This window comes from Enterobacter sp. C4G1 (genome assembly GCF_052886895.1).
This window is the reverse complement of the sequence record NZ_JBQVVV010000001.1, coordinates 573,434-592,160: the sequence shown is the minus strand read 5'-3', so window position 1 is coordinate 592,160 and position 18,727 is coordinate 573,434. Positions and strand designations below refer to the sequence as shown.

Genomic DNA, 18,727 nt, shown 5'->3' with positions numbered 1-18,727 from the left:
TTTTCAGCTTTGATACAGATTAACAGAATTTGCCTGGCGGCTTTAGCGCGGTGGTCCCACCTGACCCCATGCCGAACTCAGAAGTGAAACGCCGTAGCGCCGATGGTAGTGTGGGGTCTCCCCATGTGAGAGTAGGGAACTGCCAGGCATCAAATTTAGCGTGCTGATATGGCTCAGTTGGTAGAGCGCACCCTTGGTAAGGGTGAGGTCCCCAGTTCGACTCTGGGTATCAGCACCACTTAATACGTAGGTTGAAGTTCGGCACATAGTAAAAGAATTTGTCTGGCGGCTTTAGCGCGGTGGTCCCACCTGACCCCATGCCGAACTCAGAAGTGAAACGCCGTGGCGCCGATGGTAGTGTGGGGTCTCCCCATGTGAGAGTAGGGAACTGCCAGACATCAAATAAAACAAAAAGCCCAGTCTTCTGACTGGGCTTTTTGTTTTGCGTATCGTTTGTCGGTGTGAATGCTCTCATGCGGACATCAAATAAGTAAAAAGGCCATCCTTCGGATGGCCTTTTTACATTTCAGTGGTATAAACATCGTGACAGGCCCGGCAGGCAACACACCACCGGGCAGAGCAAACGACTAGTGAATCACCTGCGACAGGAAGGCACGGGTACGCTCTGACTTTGGATGAGCAAAGAACTCATCTGGCGGAGCCTGTTCCACAATCTCACCGCGATCCATAAAGATCACCCTGTCAGCCACGGTGCGGGCAAACCCCATTTCATGTGTTACGCACAGCATGGTCATCCCGGATTGCGCCAGACCAATCATGGTATCCAGAACTTCCTTCACCATTTCCGGATCGAGTGCGGATGTTGGCTCATCAAACAGCATAATTTTAGGTTTCATGCACAGTGAACGGGCGATCGCCACGCGCTGTTGCTGTCCGCCTGATATCTGTCCCGGAAACTTATTTGCATGTTCAGCAATACGCACGCGTTCCAGGTAATGCATTGCCAGTGCTTCCGCTTCCTTTTTCGGCATCTTTCGCACCCAAATTGGTGCCAGTGTGCAGTTCTGTAAAACCGTCAGGTGCGGGAAAAGGTTAAAGTGCTGAAACACCATCCCCACTTCCTGGCGCACACGTTCGATATTACGAATATCTTCATTCAACTCGATGCCATCAACCACAATACGTCCCTGCTGATGTTCCTCCAGGTGGTTAATGCAGCGAATGGTTGTTGATTTACCCGATCCTGAAGGCCCACAGAGAACGATTCGCTCCCCCTGTTTTACCTTCAGGTTGATATCTTTCAGAACGTGAAACTGTCCGTACCATTTATTGACGTTTTCCAGCGTAATCATCGCGTCGGCAGGTGTCATAGTAATCTGGCTCATAATTTCCTCAGTGCGGTGTACGCCCGGTGTTAAAGCGCTTTTCCAGATGCTGGCTATAGCGCGACATGCTAAAACAGAAAATCCAGTAAATCAGAGCGGCAAAGACATAGCCCTCAGTGGACATACCAAGCCAGACAGGATCGACAGTGGCCTGCTGCACACTGCTAAAGAGATCAAACAAGCCGATGATGATCACAAGGCTGGTATCTTTAAAGAGTGCGATGATCGTGTTCACCAGCCCTGGAATAACCAGCTTAAGCGCCTGAGGCAGTATCACCAGCCCCTGTGTTTTCCAGTAACCGAGAGCCAGTGATTCCGCAGCCTCGTACTGACCTTTTGGTAATGCCTGAAGACCACCGCGCACGACTTCGGCAACGTAAGCAGACTGGAATAAAATCACCCCTACCAGTGCGCGAATAAGCTTATCGATCGTCGTTCCTTCAGCCATAAAGAGTGGAAGCATGACCGATGACATAAACAGCACGGTAATCAACGGCACGCCGCGCCAGAACTCGATGAAGAGAACGGAAAGCACACGCACGACCGGCATTCTGGAGCGCCGCCCAAGCGCCAGTAAAATCCCCCAGGGTAACGCACCGGCAATCCCCACAGAGGCGATAATCAGCGTTAGCGTCAGGCCACCCCATTGGCGGGTTTCGACACGTTCCAGTCCCAGGAAACCACCGTACAGCAACACCCAGACAATAATGGGATAGGCCACCGCCCAGCAGGCAATGTAACGCCCACGATGCGGCAGTTTTTTCCAGAACATTGCGGCGATGGAGAGCAAACCGATGACCAGAGCCAGGTTAATTCTCCAGCGTTGTTCGTGCGGGTACAGCCCATACATAAACTGGCCAAAACGCTCGTGGATAAACACCCAACATGCGCCCGCTTTTGTACAGTCAGCTCGGGTAGAACCTACCCAGTTAGCCTGCAAAAACGCCCAGTTCAGCAACGGTGGGATCAATTCCCACATCAACCACAGACAGACAACGGTCAGCAGGCCGTTACTCCAGCTGGAGAACAGGTTCTTGCGCGCCCAGTTGATATAGCGTCCGCCAGGTTTTATGGCTGAACGCGAAGAGTGAGACAATATCGCTTTTGTCATCATGGCTCCTTAACGCTCAACCAGTGCGATGCGACGGTTATAAAGGTTCATCAGCAACGAAATAACCAGACTGATAATCAGATAGACAGACATTGTGATGGCAATAGTTTCAATCGCTTGCCCGGTCTGGTTGAGCACGGTTCCTGCAAACAGCGACACCATATCGGGATAGCCAATGGCGGCAGCCAGCGACGAGTTTTTGACAATATTGAGATACTGGCTGGTCAGTGGCGGAATGATGACCCGCAACGCTTGTGGAATAATGACCTGGCGAAGCGTCACTGTGTTCGGCAGGCCCAGCGAGCGAGCGGCCTCGTGCTGACCATAAGGCACGGCCTGGATCCCTGAACGGATGATCTCCGCGATAAATGCCGATGTATAAATGGATAGCGCCAGCGTCAGCGCCGCCAGCTCAGGAATTAAGACCATCCCTCCCTGGAAGTTAAAACCGCGCAAATGTGGAATATCCCAGTGCAGCGCAGCGCCAACGAACCAGTGTGCCAGCAGTGGCAAACCCACGATAAGGAGTGCGGCACCGGGCCAGGTTTTGCGAAGCTGACCGGTTTTAATCTGGTGTTTGCGGTTATAGCGGAATAGCCCTACAGAAAGGGCAATAGCGATAGCAATAGCAACAACAAACGCGTAAAGCCCTTCACCTGCCAGAGGCGAAGGAATGTACAGCCCACGATTACTCAGAAAAAGCAGGTCGAAGGCATCCACGGCCTGGCGAGGGCCTGGGAGGTTACGCAGAACGGCAAAATACCAGAAGAAGATCTGTAGCAGTGGCGGGATATTACGGAAAGTCTCGATGTAAATCGTCGACAGTTTTCGCAGCAGCCAGTTTTCAGAAAGCCGCGCCAGGCCGATAAAGAACCCCAGTACGGAAGCGAAAACAATACAGAGCGCCGAAACCAGCAGCGTATTCAGCAGGCCGACCACGAACACGCGTCCGTAGGTATCTCCTTCCTGATAATCAATAAGATGCTGAACAATGCCGAAACCCGCGCTGCGATCCAGAAATGCAAAGCCGGAGGTGATACCGCGGTTATTCAGGTTGGTAACAGTGTTATGGATTAAATAAACGGCGATAACCACAACCACGACGATGGCTATAATCTGGAACAGCCAGGCGCGAACCGCGGGATGAGAAAAGGATAACGATCCTTTTACGGCTAAGCGGCGATGGGACATAAAGAAACCTCGGTAACCATGACTCTGGAGTGGGCACCGCAGGCGCGGTGCCCGTTACAGCAATTGCTTAACGTACTGGCGGAGCGTACTGAATACCGCCGTTGTTCCAGAGATTGTTCTGGCCGCGTTTGATCTTCAGCGGGCTTTCAGATCCTACGTTGCGTTCGAAGATCTCGGAGTAGTTACCAACCTGCTTAACAATGTTGTAAGCCCACTTGTTGTCGAGCTTCAGGTCTTTACCGAAATCACCTTCTTTACCTAACAGGTGCGCCATATCCGGGTTAGTCGGGTTCGCCGCTTTCTCATCGACGTTTTTCGAATTGATGCCCATCTCTTCGGCGTTCAGCATGGCAAACAGCGTCCAGCGAACAATGGAGAACCAGTCTTCATCGCCGCGGCGAACGACCGGTCCCAGAGGCTCTTTGGAGATCACTTCAGGTAATACGATCCACTCAGCAGGATTGCTTAGCTTGATACGCAGGGCGTACAGCTGAGACTGGTCAGAAGCCAACGTATCGCAACGACCAGATTCCAGTGCTTTCGCTGATTCGTCAGAGCGGTCGAATGTCACTGGCGTATATTTCATATTGTTCGCTTTAAAGTAATCGGCGACGTTCAGCTCGGTATCGGTACCGGCCTGAATACATACGGTCGCCCCATCCAGCTCTTTGGCGCTTTTCAGGCCCGCTTTATTATGGGTAAGGAAGCCGATACCGTCGTAATAGGTCACGCCAGTGAATGACATCCCCATGCCGGCATCACGAGAAGAGGTCCAGGTGGTATTACGCGAGAGCATATCAACTTCGCCAGATTGCAGTGCGGTGAAGCGTTCTTTCGCCGTCAGCGGGGTATATTTTACTTTGCTGTCATCACCAAAAACGGCTGCGGCGACGCCACGGCAGACATCAACGTCAATACCGGTAAATTTGCCGTTGGCATCGGCATAAGAGAAGCCAGGTAACCCGTCACTGATACCGCACTGTACAAAACCTTTCTTTTTAACGGCATCAAGCGTTGTGCCCGCGTGGGCCTGGTTGGCTACAGCAAACAACACGCTCGCGGCGGCCAGGCTGGCTATCATCGTCTTTTTCATAATGCATCCTGTGTGGCGAAATTTATCGTTATAGAGGCGTCTTAAAACGCTTTGACCTGTCTGTGGCTTTGGCCAACGTTTATAAAGCAAACGTAATGCCAGGTTTGCGCTCGCGAAAATAAAGGACAACGGAACGCATAATGCTGAGTGTAGACAGGGTTAAATAAATCGAGCGCCCCGAAATGGTGCGAAATTACAACCTGCGCCACAAATTAGAGCAAAAGTTTGATTACATATCGGATATAACAATAGATAGTTTCTGGCGTGAATATTGGCAGGATATTTAATGTAATTGATTTGTGAAAATCATCACTGTTGAATATGAAATTTGAATCGATGCGCAAAAAAGATGTGATTAACGTCTGGATTAAAATAAGCTGATGGAAGAAACCAGGGCTAATATTTTACTTCTCTGAAAAAACTGCACTGTTTCAAAGCAAAAGCGCGGCCGGAGCCGCGCTTTCACAAGTGTACGTTTATGCCTTAGCGATTACTTCGTCAAAGCAACGATACCCAGCGTCAGACCTGCTACTGCGGCAGCACCGCCAGCGATTGCACCTGCTGTTTCCCAGTTATCCTGGGTGGTGCCTTTCATACAGGTATTGGTATGAACCAGTCGCCCCTGATCGTCGTATACCGGTACACATGGAGAGTCGTGCGCGCAACCAGCAAGCAGCGCAGCGAGTAGTGCAACGGAAATGAATCTTTTCATGATGTTACCTCTGCATTCTTTTTAATTCGCTATAAAGCCAGGAGGGCAATTAACGAATCGAGGATATTTTACCATTGTGATAAGCCCTGGTTGCATGGGGAATAATCTCAAATTATGTGGTTTGTAAAAATCATGGAGAAAAGAGACTTACCCGGATGAATTAATGGAGAAAGTGTGAAGCCACTTGCGGTTTTATTTTTACTTAATGCAAATGGCGCATTTTAAACGTTGTTACGTTTCCCAGGCCAATTCATTGTTTACGTTAAAAATAAAAAGGCACCCAGGGTGCCTTTTGTTAAGCGTTACTCTTTGTGACGGGTGAAACGTCGTCGGACAACCACAAAGAACACCGGCACGAAGAAGATGGCCAGAAGGGTGGCTGACAACATGCCGCCCATTACCCCTGTCCCCACGGCATTTTGAGCACCGCTTCCGGCTCCGCTACTCATCACCAGCGGCATCACACCCAGAATAAAGGCCAATGAAGTCATCAGAATAGGGCGAAGACGCATTCTAGATGCTTCAAGCGTTGCTTCAATAATGCCTTTACCCTCTTTCTCCATCAGGTCTTTTGCAAACTCCACAATCAGAATGGCGTTCTTGGCCGATAACCCTATCGTCGTGAGCAGGCCGACCTGGAAGTAAACGTCATTGTTCAAACCGCGAAGTGACGCTGCGAGAAGCGCGCCGATGACCCCCAGTGGCACAACCAGCATGACAGAGAACGGTATAGACCAGCTTTCATACAATGCGGCGAGGCATAAGAAAACCACGATCAAGGAGATGGCATATAGCGCGGGCGCCTGGTTACCTGACAGACGCTCCTGGAAGGACATCCCCGTCCAGTCGTAGCCGATACCCGCTGGCAGTTTTGCGGCCAGGCTTTCCATCATTGCCATTGCCTCACCGGTACTTTTACCCGGTGCGGATTCTCCGAGGATCTCCATTGATGGCATCCCGTTGTATCGCTCCAGGCGTGGTGAACCGTAAACCCAGTGAGAGCTGCTAAACGATGAAAAAGGGACCATCTCGCCGTTCGCACTGCGCACGTAAAGATTGTTGATATCGCCCGGCAGCATTCGGAAACGGGCATCCGCCTGGACATACACCTTTTTCACTCGACCATGATCAATAAAGTCATTCACATAGGTTCCGCCAAGCGCTGTCGAAATGGTCTGGTTAATATCCGACAGGCTTATACCCAATGCCTGTGCTTTTTCCTGATCCACATCCAGCTTGAACTGCGGCGTATCTTCAAGCCCGTTAGGACGCACGCGCACCAGCAGGTCAGGATGCTCTTTCACCATACCGAGCAGCTGATTACGCGCCTGGGTCAGCTGAGTATGTCCGAGGTTCGCCTGGTCAATCAGCTCAAAATCGAAGCCCGTAGCCGTGCCTAACTCCAGAATGGCAGGCAAGTTAAACGGAAATACCAGGCCATCTTTTATCTGGCTGAACGCTTTAGTAGCGCGGCCAACAATGGCCTCAACGTTGTTTTCACTCCCCGGGCGGTCTTCCCAGGGTTTCAGGCTTATGAACACCAGGCCCGAGTTTTGCCCCTGACCGCTGAAGCTAAACCCGTTAACGGTAAACACCGATTCCACATTGGCTTTTTCCTGGTTCAGGTAATAGTTCTGAACCTGGTCAAGGACCTGCTGGGTACGCATCTGCGTTGCACCTGCTGGCAGCTGAACCATTGTCATAAACACCCCCTGATCCTCTTCTGGCAGGAAGGAGGTTGGCAGGCGCAGAAACAGAACCGCCATGCCGCCGACGATAAGGACATAAATCAGCAGGTAACGACCGGTCTTGCGCAAAATACCGCTGACGCTGTTGGTGTAATGCTCCACACTTTTATCAAAGAGGGCATTAAACCAGCCGAAGAATCCGCCTCGTTTTTCGTGGTGCTCGCTGGCCGGTTTGAGCAGCGTGGCACAGAGTGCGGGCGTTAAAATCAACGCCACCAGTACGGACAGCGCCATCGCAGAGACAATAGTGAGTGAAAACTGTCGGTAAATGGCCCCCGTCGACCCGCCAAAAAAGGCCATCGGGATGAACACCGCAGAGAGCACCATGGCAATACCTACCAGTGCGCCCTGAATTTGTTCCATCGACTTCTGCGTGGCCTCTTTGGGCGGCAGTTTGTCTTCGACCATTACGCGTTCGACGTTCTCCACCACCACGATGGCATCATCAACCAGCAGGCCTATGGCCAGAACCATACCGAACATCGTTAGCGTGTTTATAGAGAAGCCAAATGCGGCCAGTATTGCGAATGTCCCCAGCAATACCACCGGAACCGCGATGGTAGGGATCAGGGTTGCTCGCAGGTTTTGCAGGAACAGATACATGACCAGGAAGACGAGTATGATCGCCTCAAACAGCGTCTTCACCACTTCATGAATAGAAATTTTCACGAACGGGGTGGTGTCGTACGGATAAACCACTTTCAGCCCTTGCGGGAAGAAAGGCTGCAACTGCGCAAGCCTGGTTTTGATCGCCGCAGCGGTATCCAGCGCGTTGGCACCGGTGGCAAGCTTAATCCCCAGGCCGGTTGCTGCCTGGCCGTTGATCTTCGTCACCATGTTGTAGTTTTCACCGCCCAGCTCAATACGGGCAACGTCTTTCAGATGCACCATTGAGCCATCCGGGTTCACCTTCAGCGTTACACGGCCAAACTCTTCCGGCGTTTTGAGACGGGTCTGCGCAATGATTGATGCGTTTAACTGCTGCCCCGGTATGGACGGCGTTCCACCCAGTTGGCCAGCAGCAATCTGGTTGTTCTGGGTTTTCAACTGGTTGATAACGTCCAGCGGTGTGAGCTGGTATTTGTTCATTGCATTGCTGTCTAGCCAGATGCGCATGGCGTACTGGGCACCAAACAGCTGAACATCGCCAACGCCGGATGTACGGCTAATGGCATCTTTCACATTCGATGCGACGTAGTCAGAGATGTCATCCTGGGTGAGGCTCTTATTGTCCGAAACAAAGCCCGCAACCAACAGGAAGCTGCTACTGGATTTCTCTACGCCAATACCCTGTTGCTGCACTTCCTGCGGCAACAATGGCATGGCGAGCTGGAGTTTATTTTGCACCTGTACCTGGGCGATGTCCGGGTCTGTACCTGACTGGAAGGTCAGGGTGATCGTCACGCTACCCGCAGAGTCGCTGGTGGAGGACATATACATCAGGTTATCGATACCGTTCATGTTCTGTTCGATAACTTGCGTCACGGTGTCCTGCACCGTCTGGGCGTCAGCACCAGGGTAAGTTGCCGTGACCGCCACCGCAGGTGGCGCAATGGTAGGATACTGTGCAATGGGCAGTTTTAAGATGGCAAGCCCACCGGCAATCATCAGAATGATGGCGAGCACCCAGGCAAAAACAGGCCTCTGGATAAAGAAATTAGCCATGTTCTCTTCCCTTAACTTGCTGTATTAGCAGTGTTATCGGGTGTAGCCACCACGGTGGTGCCAGGACGGGCTTTCTGTAAACCGCTGACGATCACGCGGTCACCGTTCTTTAACCCTTCGGTAATCAGCCAGCGATCGCCAATGGCTTGTGGTGCAACGACCGTGCGGGATTCAACTTGATTTTTGTCATTAACAACCAGCACGGTTGCATCGCCACGTGGTGTGCGAGTCACCCCCTGCTGAGGCACCAGAATTGCGTCTGGCTGTATGCCTTCATCAATGCGTGCACGCACAAACATGCCCGGCAATAGCAGGTGTTTAGGGTTCGGGAAAATAGCGCGAAGCGTAATCGAGCCGGTGCTTTCATCTACCGTCACATCGGAGAATTGCAGCGTGCCTTTCAGGGGATAAGGCTGACCATTTTCCATCAGTAACTCGACGGCACTGCTGCCATCTCCTTTTTGCAGGCTGGACTGTTTCAGACGCATAAAATCACTGCTGGGTTGGGTCACGTCGACATAAATAGGATCAAGCTGCTGGACGGTTGCCAGAGCAGTGGCCTGTCCATTGGTGACCAGCGCCCCTTCGGTAACGCTGGATTTACCGATCCTGCCCTCAATGGGGGATGTCACTTTGGTATACGCCAGATTGATACGGGCGCTCTCTACCCCTGCCTGCGCTGCGACCACGCTGGCATCAGCCTGCTGAGCCGTTGCTACGGCCTGGTCGTACTCCTGCTTACTGACATATTGTGTGCCCACCAGTGGGACATAACGTTTGACTGTCAGATGGGCAATATTTGCCGCTGCCTGGGCCTTTGCCAGCTCACCTTTTGCGTTGTCGTATGCCGCCTGGTAGGTTGCGGGATCTATCTGATAAAGGGAGTCCCCGGCTTTGACATCGCTTCCTTCCGTAAAGTTACGGCGCAGTATGATCCCGCTCACCTGAGGCCGCACTTCTGCAACGCGGAAAGCATCGGTTCTGCCCGGTAGCTCAGTGGTAACGGCCAGTGGTGCGCTTTTTACGGTATACACGCTGACCTGCGGGGATTGCGGATGCTGTTGTTGGTCATCCTGCCCATTGCAGCCCGCGAGCAGGGCGGCGCAAACAATTAAACCGGATAAGGGTAAGAGCCTGAAATGAAGTGTCATTACTGTTCCTTTAAATACCCATAACCGATGTTTGCCGAAAATCGGTGAGAGGGTTGAGGGGGCATAAAAACAAAAAATGTAGCTGCGTATAATAATGAGGGTATTTAATGTTTTTTAATTTATAAGTGCTGAGGAAGAGATGGGAACACCATAATCAGAATTTTACACTCTGTATTAGAGGTATCATGGCGATCGGTTTATTTATTTTATCCGTTGTCCATTCACATTATTAATGTGTTTAATGAATATGGCGCAATTGAATCATTTGCCAAATCTATGAATTAAATGAAGTGACTTTTTTTGTACAAAATGAATTCCCGTTCTGGTGAATACTTCTGTTTTTCTGAGCCCGCTTATTGGCTGCGGATTGCGTATCAACCCTGCGAGTAATGAGTTACTGCCTATGGCGCGTAAAACCAAAAAAGATGCACAAAAGACACGGCAACAGCTGATCGAAGCGGCCATCGGGCAGTTCGCTACGCGCGGTGTGGCGAACACGACCCTGACGGATATTGCCGATGCTGCGCGGGTGACTCGTGGGGCGGTGTACTGGCATTTTTCCAGTAAATCAGAAATATTTAATGCTATCTGGGAACAGCAATTACCGCTGCGGGATATTATCAGGGATCGTCTTTCACTTTCAGAAGATGATGATCCGTTGTTAATGCTTCGTGAGCAATTTATTACTACATTACAATATATCGCCCACGAACCCCGACAGTGCGCGCTATTACAAATTCTTTATCATAAGTGTGAATTTACTAACGAAGTCATTTCAGAGTATGAAATTCGTAAACGCATTGGCATAAATTTCGATTGTTTGCGTAAAACGCTGGAGCGATGTGTTTTAAACAATGCGATTTCACCCAGCGTGAATATTGATCTCACGCTGATTGTTTTCCACGGTTTCTTTAGCGGATTGATTAAGAATTGGTTAATGAACAGAGACAGCTTTAATCTCTATCAACAGGCTCCTGCTCTGGTCGATAATATCCTGGCGACACTGCATAGCACGCGCGTGTCGCCAGCGGTTTATGGCGTTGCGTTATGACACTCTGGTGGGAAGCAACTCCCCGTCCAGGCACAGGGCTTCAACGGCCTGTGCCGTAACAGGTTTACCTAACAGGTAACCCTGAAGCGTGTTGCAGCCCAGTTCTGTTAAAAATTCCTGCTGTGCCTGTGTTTCAACACCTTCGGCAACCACTTTCAGGTTAAGCGTTTTGGCCAGTGCAACGATAGCCGAGACAATCGTTGCATCATCACTCTCCCCGCTCAGCTCTTTCACAAATGCCCGGTCTATCTTCAGCTCACAGGCCGGTAAACGTTTAAGGTAAAGCAAGCTTGAGTAGCCTGTACCAAAGTCGTCAATGGAGGCTTTTACACCTGCATTGGTTAACTCGGTGAGCACACGTACACTTTCATCCGGGTTACTCATTGCCGTGGTTTCGGTCACTTCCAGAATCAGCATTTCAGGTGGCACATTGTGGCGCGCCAGGCAGTCGAGCACGGTTTTAACCAGTGAAGGCTGCTCGAACTGAAGCGTTGACAGGTTCACCGCCATCGACCAGCTCTGGTGTCCCTGGATATGCCATTCCCGCAACTGGCGGCAGGCTTCGTTAATCACCCAGTTACCGATAGGAATAATTAGTCCTGTTTTTTCGGCCAGCGACAGGAACATGTCCGGTGTCAGCAGGCCCTGTTTCGGGTGTTGCCAGCGCAGCAGGGCTTCAAATCCGAGGACTGGCCCTGCCGGAGCGTGGAATTTAGGTTGATAAAGCAGACGTAACTCATCGCGGTCGATAGCCAGCCACAGGTCATTCATGAGCTGGAGATGCGTTTGCGCCATGGTGTTCATTGATGGCTGGAAGAAGTGATAGCCATTTCGTCCCATATGTTTGGTGTGGTACATCGCCGCATCAGCGTTAAACATGAGCTCACGATCGTTATGACCGTCGTGCGGGTAGAGTGCAATGCCGATGCTGAGGGTCACGACCAGCTCGCAGGGTTCCAGGAGGAAGGGGCTATCAATCGCGCGAACCAGCGCGCTTGCCAGTGAGGCGGCATCATCTGGCCCTTCCGTTTCGGCCAACAGTACAAACTCATCTCCACCGATACGGGCAAGAGTGTACTGGCCTTTCAGTGGTAGTAGCATGCGTTTCGTGACGGCAACCAGCAGCCTATCGCCCACATCGTGGCCGTAGGCATCATTGATGGCTTTAAAGCCGTCGAGATCCATAAACATCAGCGCAAAATGGGAGCCTTCACGGTCAGCTTTGCTGATGGCTTGATCAAGTCGGTCTTCCAGCAGAATACGATTGGGCAGGCGCGTCAGCGTATCGTGTAGCGCCAGTTGTGCCAGCTCGCGGTTAGCTTCTGCCAGAGAAGAGGCCAGCAAAGACGTACGCGCCTGGAGGCGGGCATCCAGCATCGATACCAGCAAGCTGATCCCAAGAATTGAGAGCGCCACGACACTGACCAGTACCGCCAGCCAGCTGCCGTTAATGCCGTCGTGATGCACCATCGTCGACATTGGAAACTGTGCGGCTTTCATGCCAGCATAGTGCATCCCGGCGATGGCTATCCCCATGGTGATAGCCGCTCCCAGGCGCATCAGCGCCACCTGTGCGGCTTCGTGACGTAAACGGAACGTTAGCCACAATGCGGCGAGTGACGCGACGAGGGCGATGACGACAGAAATGGCCACCCAACCTTTATCCCAGACAATGCCCGGCATAACCTCAAGCGCTGCCATGCCGGTGTAGTGCATGGCGACAATACCGCTCCCCATCACTAACGCGCCGGGCAGCAGGCGGCGTAAACGCAGTTGCTCGCAGCTGACAAGCCACAACGCAAACATCGATGAGCCAATGGCAATCACCATCGATAGCACTGTAAGCGCCGCGTTGTAACTCATGCTCATGGAGAGATCCATGGCCAGCATCCCGATGAAATGCATCGCCCACACGCCGATACCCATTGCGATACCACCGCCCGCTAACCAGATGCGAGCAGCTACTCCCTGGCTTCCGGCGACGCGTGCAGCCATATTCAACGCGGTAAAGGCAGCAAGGATGGCGACAACAAAGGAGGTGACTACGAGGATTTGGTTGTATTGGCTAACCAGCATGGTCTTTTCAGCTCGTTGTGAGAGGTTTAGCAAGAGAGGTTGAGAAGGGCTGAGACATTATCACCGTCAGGTAATGACTCAAAGGGATTTAAATCCCTTCAATTATTGAGTGATAGCAGGGGTCGCAGTGTCTGACGCTTAATCGAGATCGGAACACTTCACGAGCTTTAACGGGTTCACAGAATTCATATTGCGGCACTTATCGGTTTCGGTGCTCATCAGTTCAATCCACTGCATCAGTAGCGCATCGAAAATGAAAACGGAGACAGCAAAGACAACCAGCCACCAGTATTTACGAATCATTGTGACATTCCGGGAAAAGAGAGGCCGTTAAGGTGGTGGAAATATACACGAAAAGTAGATGTTGAAAAGTGGGAAATGTGAAGGTTTACAAAGCATTGACGCTAAATGTGAGTGGCAATAAAAAAGGCGCTTCCCCATGCCGAAGAGCGCCTTTTTAAACAAGCATTTAACTGACTAGTATCAGTTCATGCCGTATTTTTTCAGTTTCTTACGCAGAGTACCACGGTTGATACCCATCATCAGCGCAGCGCGGGTTTGGTTACCGCGGGTGTATTGCATCACCATGTCCAACAGTGGCTGTTCAACTTCAGCCAATACCAGCTCATACAGGTCATTAACATCCTGACCGTTCAGTTGAGCAAAATAGTTCTTCAGTGCCTGTTTAACCGAGTCACGCAGGGGCTTTTGAGTTACCTGATCCTGAGAGTTAACGGTGGAAACGGTCAGTACGTCAGAATTTACGCGTTGTTCGAACATAGTTCTGTCAGCTCTTTATTTCATTACGCAAGATTTTCGAAGTATGCCTCCAACGCCTCCAGCTGTACGCTGGCATCCTCTATGGCGTTGAATGTGCGCCGAAACTGGTCATTCGGAGCGTGCTCCTGGAGATACCAGGATACGTGTTTACGCGCAATTCGGTACCCTTTTGCCTGACCGTAAAAGTCATGCAATTCCCGAACATGCGAACAAAGCAAGCGCTTAATCTCTGCCAGAGGCAGTGGAGCAAGCAGCTCTCCAGTGTCCAGATAATGCTGGATTTCCCGAAAGATCCAGGGTCTTCCCTGAGCGGCACGTCCTATCATCAGAGCATCAGCTCCCGTATAGTCGAGCACAGCTCTGGCTTTAAGCGGGTCAGTTATGTCGCCATTCGCGATAATCGGAATGGAAACTTTCTGCTTAACTGCCCGAATACTGTCGTATTCAGCTTCACCGTTGAACAAACAGGCGCGAGTGCGTCCATGAATGGTCAGGGCCTGAATGCCACAGTCTTCGGCCAGTTGGGCAATCTCTACACAGTTACGGTGATCCGGCGACCAACCCGTGCGAATCTTCAGCGTAACAGGAACGTCCACCGCGCTGACAACCGCCTCCAGGATTGACTTCACCTGGTCGGGGTATTGCAGAAGGGCTGAACCTGCAAGCTTGCGATTCACCTTTTTGGCCGGGCAACCCATATTGATATCAATAATCTGGGCGCCACTTTCCACGTTAATACGCGCGGCATCTGCCATCTCTTCAGGCACGCTTCCGGCAATTTGCACGGTACGAATACCTGGTTCATCTATGTGCACCATCCGCAGGCGGGACTTATCGCTTTCCCACACTTGCGGGTTAGACGACATCATCTCGGATACGGTTAATCCTGCTCCCATCTCGTAGCACAGCGTCCTGAATGGTCGGTCGGTAATACCTGCCATAGGTGCTGCGATCAGGCGATTTCTGAGCTGGTGGTGTCCGATGCGCATGAGTTAAGAAATGACCATACTGTGACTGCAAGGCGGCGTATATTACGCATTTTTTGCACGAGATGAAAGGCCAAACTTTGAACAATCCACTGTTGTAGATCAATGAATCGCCGCTCAGGGCCTATGGTAAAAATTATTCATTATTTAAATCATTATGTTATGCGATAACGGTTATTTTATCGTCTCTTACAATTTCCCGTAACTTCTCATCATTTCTGAATAAAGGTATCACTTAAGCGGGATAATCTGCTGTTTTTTGCAGCGGATTATCCCGGTTCTATGCGATCTACGTCGCAATTTAGAACATGATCTTAGCGCAAAAAATGCACGTTATTCGACAATGACGCGGCCATGAAGTGACTGTACCGGGCGGTTATTATCGTGATGCATGGTATGGGTGAATTTCTCCAGTTGTTCTGTAGAAAGGGTCAGTGGGTGTTTGAGGACAACCCAGGTGACGCCCTCAGAGCAAGGTGGAGTGGTCAGAGAACCGCTAAAACGCCAAAACGTTTTGTCGGTTGGCAGTAATTTATTCAGATTGAGGTTCGACGTAATGCTAACGTTCTGGTCGGCTTGTCCTGGCATCACGGCCCACAGTTTTTCCAGCTCTGAGTTAGCTGCGCCTTGATCAAACATCACGGCGACTACCACCAGTTCCCCCTCGGCATTTTTGTGCACCAGATGCATTTCCATCGCGTATTTTTTGCCATGCACTGTGTTTTCGCTTGGGGCATGGAAATGGAACTGTTGCAGGATCCAGCTCTGTTTATCGAGGGTGATACTGTCATGTGTTCCGGCCTTTTCACCCGCCTGAATGGTATGTCCATTATTCGTCAGAGAGACAGGCCCTTCGCTGTAATGCGTTTGCAAAGGAGAGAGGTGGGCTTTGGCGGTGGTATCGATGTTAACGGGAGACTGGTTAACCCCGTTTTTACAGGTTTTGTATGCGTCGTCCAGTTCTCCCCAATGCTCAGGTGCGCCTTCTCCTTCATAGCCCCAGTGAGACGCAGATGCTGAGAACGAGATAATGCTTAGCGCCAGCAGCGCTGCCTTGCCAGTAAAGTGAGTCATAGTATTCTTCCTGTGAATTTTATTATCCAAATCAATAATTATTACTATGATTTGTGTGGTTATTTTAACGAAGAATGGCAGGGGATGAGAGGAAAATCAGAAGGGAAAGGCGTGGTCAGATGACCACGCCAAAAACTTATTTTTTACGTCCTGTAATACGGCACCATTCCTCTTTCTCGACCACCGGGTCAAGCGCAAAGAGGTCGGCATAAGCTTCACAGACGCTGTCGGCCTGGCTTGCCAGTATTCCCGAAAGGCCCAGCAGACCCCCCTCAACGGGCAGCACGCTGATTAACGGGGCCAGTTCGCGTAATGGGCCGGCCAGGATGTTGGCGACCACCACATCGGCTTTCATGACCTCTGGCTGAGCGTCTGGCAGATACAGTTCAAGACGGTCTGATACGCCGTTGCGTTCAGCGTTATCACGGCTGGCCTGAATCGCCTGCGGATCGATATCGATCCCGATGGCTTTTGCTGCGCCCAGTTTCAGTGCCGCGATGGCGAGGATCCCGGATCCGCAACCGAAGTCGATCACTGTTTTTCCTTCCAGATCCAGACCGTCCAGCCATTGCAGGCACAGTGACGTTGTCGGGTGTGTACCCGTACCAAACGCCAGACCCGGATCAAGCATCACGTTAACCGCGTTTTCATCCGGCACGTCGCGCCAGCTTGGGCAGATCCAAAGACGTTTACCGAACTGCATCGGATGGAAGTTATCCATCCACTCGCGCTCCCAGTCTTTGTCTTCCAGTTGCTCAATCTTGTGCACAAAGCCTTCACCCAACAGCGGGTGGTTTTCCAGGACAGCGACCACCTCTTTCATGTCGGTTTCTGCGTCGAACAGGCCGATAACGTCAGTGTCGCCCCACAGGCGTGTTTCGCCAGGCAGCGGCTCAAACACCGGGGTGTCATGCGTGTCCTGGAAGGTGATAGAAACCGAACCGGCTTCCATCAGCGCATCGCTCAGCTCTTCGGCGTTAGCGCCGGTTGTGTTCAGTTTTAGTTGGATCCACGGCATGGCAAACTCTTTATTTATCAGTAGAAATTACGGCGGCCTGTGGCACAGGTTGACCAAAACGGTTACCCACCACAAACGCCAGCAAACTTAACAGTAGCGAAGGCACAATCGGATGGAAGCCCAGGTACTGAATTTTAAATGTTGCCAGGACGGCATACAGCACTCCCCCGACAATCATACCGCTTAATGCGCCAGCGGCATTTGCCCGCTCCCAGTACAGCCCCAGAACCAGTGGCCACAGGAACACGGCTTCCAGGCCGCCAAACGCAAGCAGGTTGAGCCAGATGATCATCTCTGGCGGACGCCAGGCGGCTAATAACAACAGCGCTCCCAGCACCAGTGTTATCAGGGCCGACATGCGTTTTAAGCGAGTTTCATTGGTGACCTGCTCGGGACGCACGTTCAGATAAAGATCTTTAATGATCGTAGCGGAACTTTGCAGCAACTGGGCGTTGATCGTCGACATGATGGCGGCCATTGGTGCGGCAAGGAAAATCCCGGCGGCAAACGGCGGCAGAACTTTGACCATTAATGTCGGGATCACCAGATCCGGCACGGTGAGATCCGGAATCACGGCGCGGCCTAATGCACCTGCCAGATGCATTCCAAACATCAGGATGGCAACCACAATGGTGCCAATGATGATGCCTTTATGAACCGCCTTACTGTCCTTATAAGAGATACAACGTACGGCGGTATGCGGCAGGCCAATCACCCCAAAGCAGACCAGCACCCAGAAGGAGGTCATGAATGTCGGAGAAAGGATATCATCCGCCCCCTGCGGCGAGACCAGTTTCGGATCGATCGCTTCCAGAGTTTCAACAGCATGGCTCAGGCCACCTGCGGCATGAACGATACCCACCAGCAGGACAATCGTACCGATGAGCATGACCATGCCCTGCATCGTATCGTTCAGCACGCTGGCACGGAACCCGCCAAAGGCAGTATAGAGCGCAATGCTGACCCCGAAGATGATAAGCCCCGTTTCGTAGGGAATACCCGCTGCGGTTTCCAGCAGACGCGCACCACCGATAAATTGCACCGTCATCGCACCAATAAAGGCGACCAGCAGGCTTAAGCTTGCCAGCCATACCAGTAAGCGGCTCTGGTAGCGGGCAAACAGCATATCGTTGAGCGTTACGGCATTATAACGACGTGCAAGGATGGCAAACTTTTTGCCGAGTATGCCCAGAGAGAGCCAGACGGCAGGAAGCTGAATCATCGCTAACAGCACCCAGCCTAACCCGTATTTATAGGCAGCTCCCGGCCCGCCAATAAACGAGCTGGCGCTGATGTAGGTAGCCGTGAGCGTCATGGCCAGCACGACGCCACCCATCGAGCGGCTACCGAGGAAATACTCGTTCAGGAAGGTGCCTGTCGTTCTTTTACGCATGGCATAAACCGACAGACCAAACACCACCAGCAGGTAAGCGATAAGGGGCAGAATGACCTCAAGCTGCATCATCGTCCTCCAGCGGAATATCACGATATATAAATTTCACCATTGCCCAGCACAACACAATAAAAACCAACGGTAACAGCAGGCAGGCCATTTCAAACCAGTGCGGCAGGCCGGTAATGCCAATAGCAGAGTCAGGTAAGTAAGCAGTCACTAACCATGCTGCAAGATAGAGAAGGGTCAGCCACAGCGCCCAGCGCGCCTCTTTATGGGCCTGAACAAAACGCGTGTCCATTTGTCGTCCCTTGTGGATGAAGAAAGCGGGG

Annotated in this window: 16 protein-coding genes, 1 tRNA gene and 2 rRNA genes; 4 read left to right on the top strand and 15 right to left on the bottom strand. The window is 51.6% G+C overall.

The features are described 5' to 3' along the window. The first annotated feature begins 32 nt into the window (after positions 1 to 32). The 3 genes from rrf (ACT9TW_RS02815) to rrf (ACT9TW_RS02805) all read left to right on the top strand — a co-directional run bounded on the left by rrf (ACT9TW_RS02815) (position 33) and on the right by rrf (ACT9TW_RS02805) (position 397). Positions 33 to 148: ribosomal RNA gene (rrf, locus tag ACT9TW_RS02815) — 5S ribosomal RNA — on the top strand. Between the two features lie 14 nt (positions 149 to 162). Next, positions 163 to 238 (top strand) — tRNA-Thr (locus ACT9TW_RS02810). 43 nt (positions 239 to 281) lie between these two features. Next, positions 282 to 397: ribosomal RNA gene (rrf, locus tag ACT9TW_RS02805) — 5S ribosomal RNA — on the top strand. Between the two features lie 190 nt (positions 398 to 587). On the opposite strand, the gene ACT9TW_RS02800 is transcribed toward rrf (ACT9TW_RS02805), so the two are convergent. From ACT9TW_RS02800 to ACT9TW_RS02770, 7 genes are all read right to left on the bottom strand, one after another. After that, the gene (locus tag ACT9TW_RS02800) at positions 588 to 1,346 is read right to left on the bottom strand and encodes an amino acid ABC transporter ATP-binding protein (RefSeq protein WP_014171880.1); all 759 of its coding nucleotides are present in this window, start codon (positions 1,344 to 1,346) and stop codon (positions 588 to 590) included. Positions 1,347 to 1,353: 7 nt separating this feature from the next. Continuing rightward, complete coding sequence (locus ACT9TW_RS02795) at positions 1,354 to 2,457, bottom strand: amino acid ABC transporter permease (protein ID WP_446491613.1); 1,104 nt, start codon at positions 2,455 to 2,457, stop codon at positions 1,354 to 1,356. Positions 2,458 to 2,466: 9 nt separating this feature from the next. Further along, positions 2,467 to 3,648 carry an amino acid ABC transporter permease gene (locus tag ACT9TW_RS02790; protein WP_446491612.1) on the bottom strand — a complete coding sequence of 394 codons (1,182 nt, stop codon included), beginning with the start codon at positions 3,646 to 3,648 and terminating at the stop codon, positions 2,467 to 2,469. Positions 3,649 to 3,715: 67 nt separating this feature from the next. After that, complete coding sequence (locus ACT9TW_RS02785) at positions 3,716 to 4,741, bottom strand: amino acid ABC transporter substrate-binding protein (RefSeq protein WP_182062730.1); 1,026 nt, start codon at positions 4,739 to 4,741, stop codon at positions 3,716 to 3,718. A 490-nt stretch (positions 4,742 to 5,231) separates the two neighbouring features. After that, positions 5,232 to 5,453 carry a lipoprotein gene (locus ACT9TW_RS02780; RefSeq protein ID WP_008502867.1) on the bottom strand — a complete coding sequence of 74 codons (222 nt, stop codon included), beginning with the start codon at positions 5,451 to 5,453 and terminating at the stop codon, positions 5,232 to 5,234. A gap of 302 nt (positions 5,454 to 5,755) precedes the next feature. Further along, a complete protein-coding gene (locus ACT9TW_RS02775; RefSeq protein ID WP_446491611.1) occupies positions 5,756 to 8,866 on the bottom strand; it encodes an efflux RND transporter permease subunit in 3,111 nt (1,036 codons plus the stop codon). A gap of 11 nt (positions 8,867 to 8,877) precedes the next feature. Continuing rightward, the gene (locus ACT9TW_RS02770) at positions 8,878 to 10,017 is read right to left on the bottom strand and encodes an efflux RND transporter periplasmic adaptor subunit (protein WP_446491610.1); all 1,140 of its coding nucleotides are present in this window, start codon (positions 10,015 to 10,017) and stop codon (positions 8,878 to 8,880) included. Positions 10,018 to 10,420: 403 nt separating this feature from the next. Between ACT9TW_RS02770 and envR the strand changes: the two genes are divergently transcribed. Next, positions 10,421 to 11,068, top strand: coding sequence for an acrEF/envCD operon transcriptional regulator (envR, locus tag ACT9TW_RS02765; RefSeq protein ID WP_446491609.1), 648 nt, complete (start codon positions 10,421 to 10,423; stop codon positions 11,066 to 11,068). On the opposite strand, the gene ACT9TW_RS02760 is transcribed toward envR, so the two are convergent. The 8 genes from ACT9TW_RS02760 to ACT9TW_RS02725 form a co-directional block, all read right to left on the bottom strand. After that, complete coding sequence (locus ACT9TW_RS02760) at positions 11,063 to 13,144, bottom strand: putative bifunctional diguanylate cyclase/phosphodiesterase (RefSeq protein ID WP_446491608.1); 2,082 nt, start codon at positions 13,142 to 13,144, stop codon at positions 11,063 to 11,065. The genes envR and ACT9TW_RS02760 overlap by 6 nt on opposite strands. Positions 13,145 to 13,282: 138 nt before the next feature. Further along, positions 13,283 to 13,447: a DUF2556 family protein gene (locus ACT9TW_RS02755; protein WP_446491607.1), complete on the bottom strand. Its 165-nt coding sequence runs from the start codon at positions 13,445 to 13,447 to the stop codon at positions 13,283 to 13,285. A gap of 180 nt (positions 13,448 to 13,627) precedes the next feature. Further along, on the bottom strand, positions 13,628 to 13,924 hold the full coding sequence (fis, locus tag ACT9TW_RS02750) for a DNA-binding transcriptional regulator Fis (protein WP_000462905.1): 297 nt from the start codon (positions 13,922 to 13,924) through the stop codon (positions 13,628 to 13,630). 23 nt (positions 13,925 to 13,947) lie between these two features. Further along, positions 13,948 to 14,913 (bottom strand): tRNA dihydrouridine synthase DusB, encoded by a 966-nt coding sequence (gene dusB, locus ACT9TW_RS02745; protein ID WP_014072010.1) that lies wholly within the window; start codon positions 14,911 to 14,913, stop codon positions 13,948 to 13,950. Between the two features lie 330 nt (positions 14,914 to 15,243). After that, on the bottom strand, positions 15,244 to 15,984 hold the full coding sequence (locus ACT9TW_RS02740) for a carbonic anhydrase (protein ID WP_182062725.1): 741 nt from the start codon (positions 15,982 to 15,984) through the stop codon (positions 15,244 to 15,246). Positions 15,985 to 16,120: 136 nt separating this feature from the next. Continuing rightward, positions 16,121 to 17,002, bottom strand: coding sequence for a 50S ribosomal protein L11 methyltransferase (gene prmA, locus ACT9TW_RS02735; RefSeq protein WP_182062724.1), 882 nt, complete (start codon positions 17,000 to 17,002; stop codon positions 16,121 to 16,123). Between the two features lie 10 nt (positions 17,003 to 17,012). Then, positions 17,013 to 18,464, bottom strand: coding sequence for a sodium/pantothenate symporter (gene panF / locus ACT9TW_RS02730; protein ID WP_446492671.1), 1,452 nt, complete (start codon positions 18,462 to 18,464; stop codon positions 17,013 to 17,015). Next, positions 18,454 to 18,696 (bottom strand): YhdT family protein, encoded by a 243-nt coding sequence (locus ACT9TW_RS02725; RefSeq protein ID WP_182062723.1) that lies wholly within the window; start codon positions 18,694 to 18,696, stop codon positions 18,454 to 18,456. Before ACT9TW_RS02725 ends, panF begins: the two co-directional genes overlap by 11 nt. Between the last annotated feature and the right edge of the window lie 31 nt (positions 18,697 to 18,727).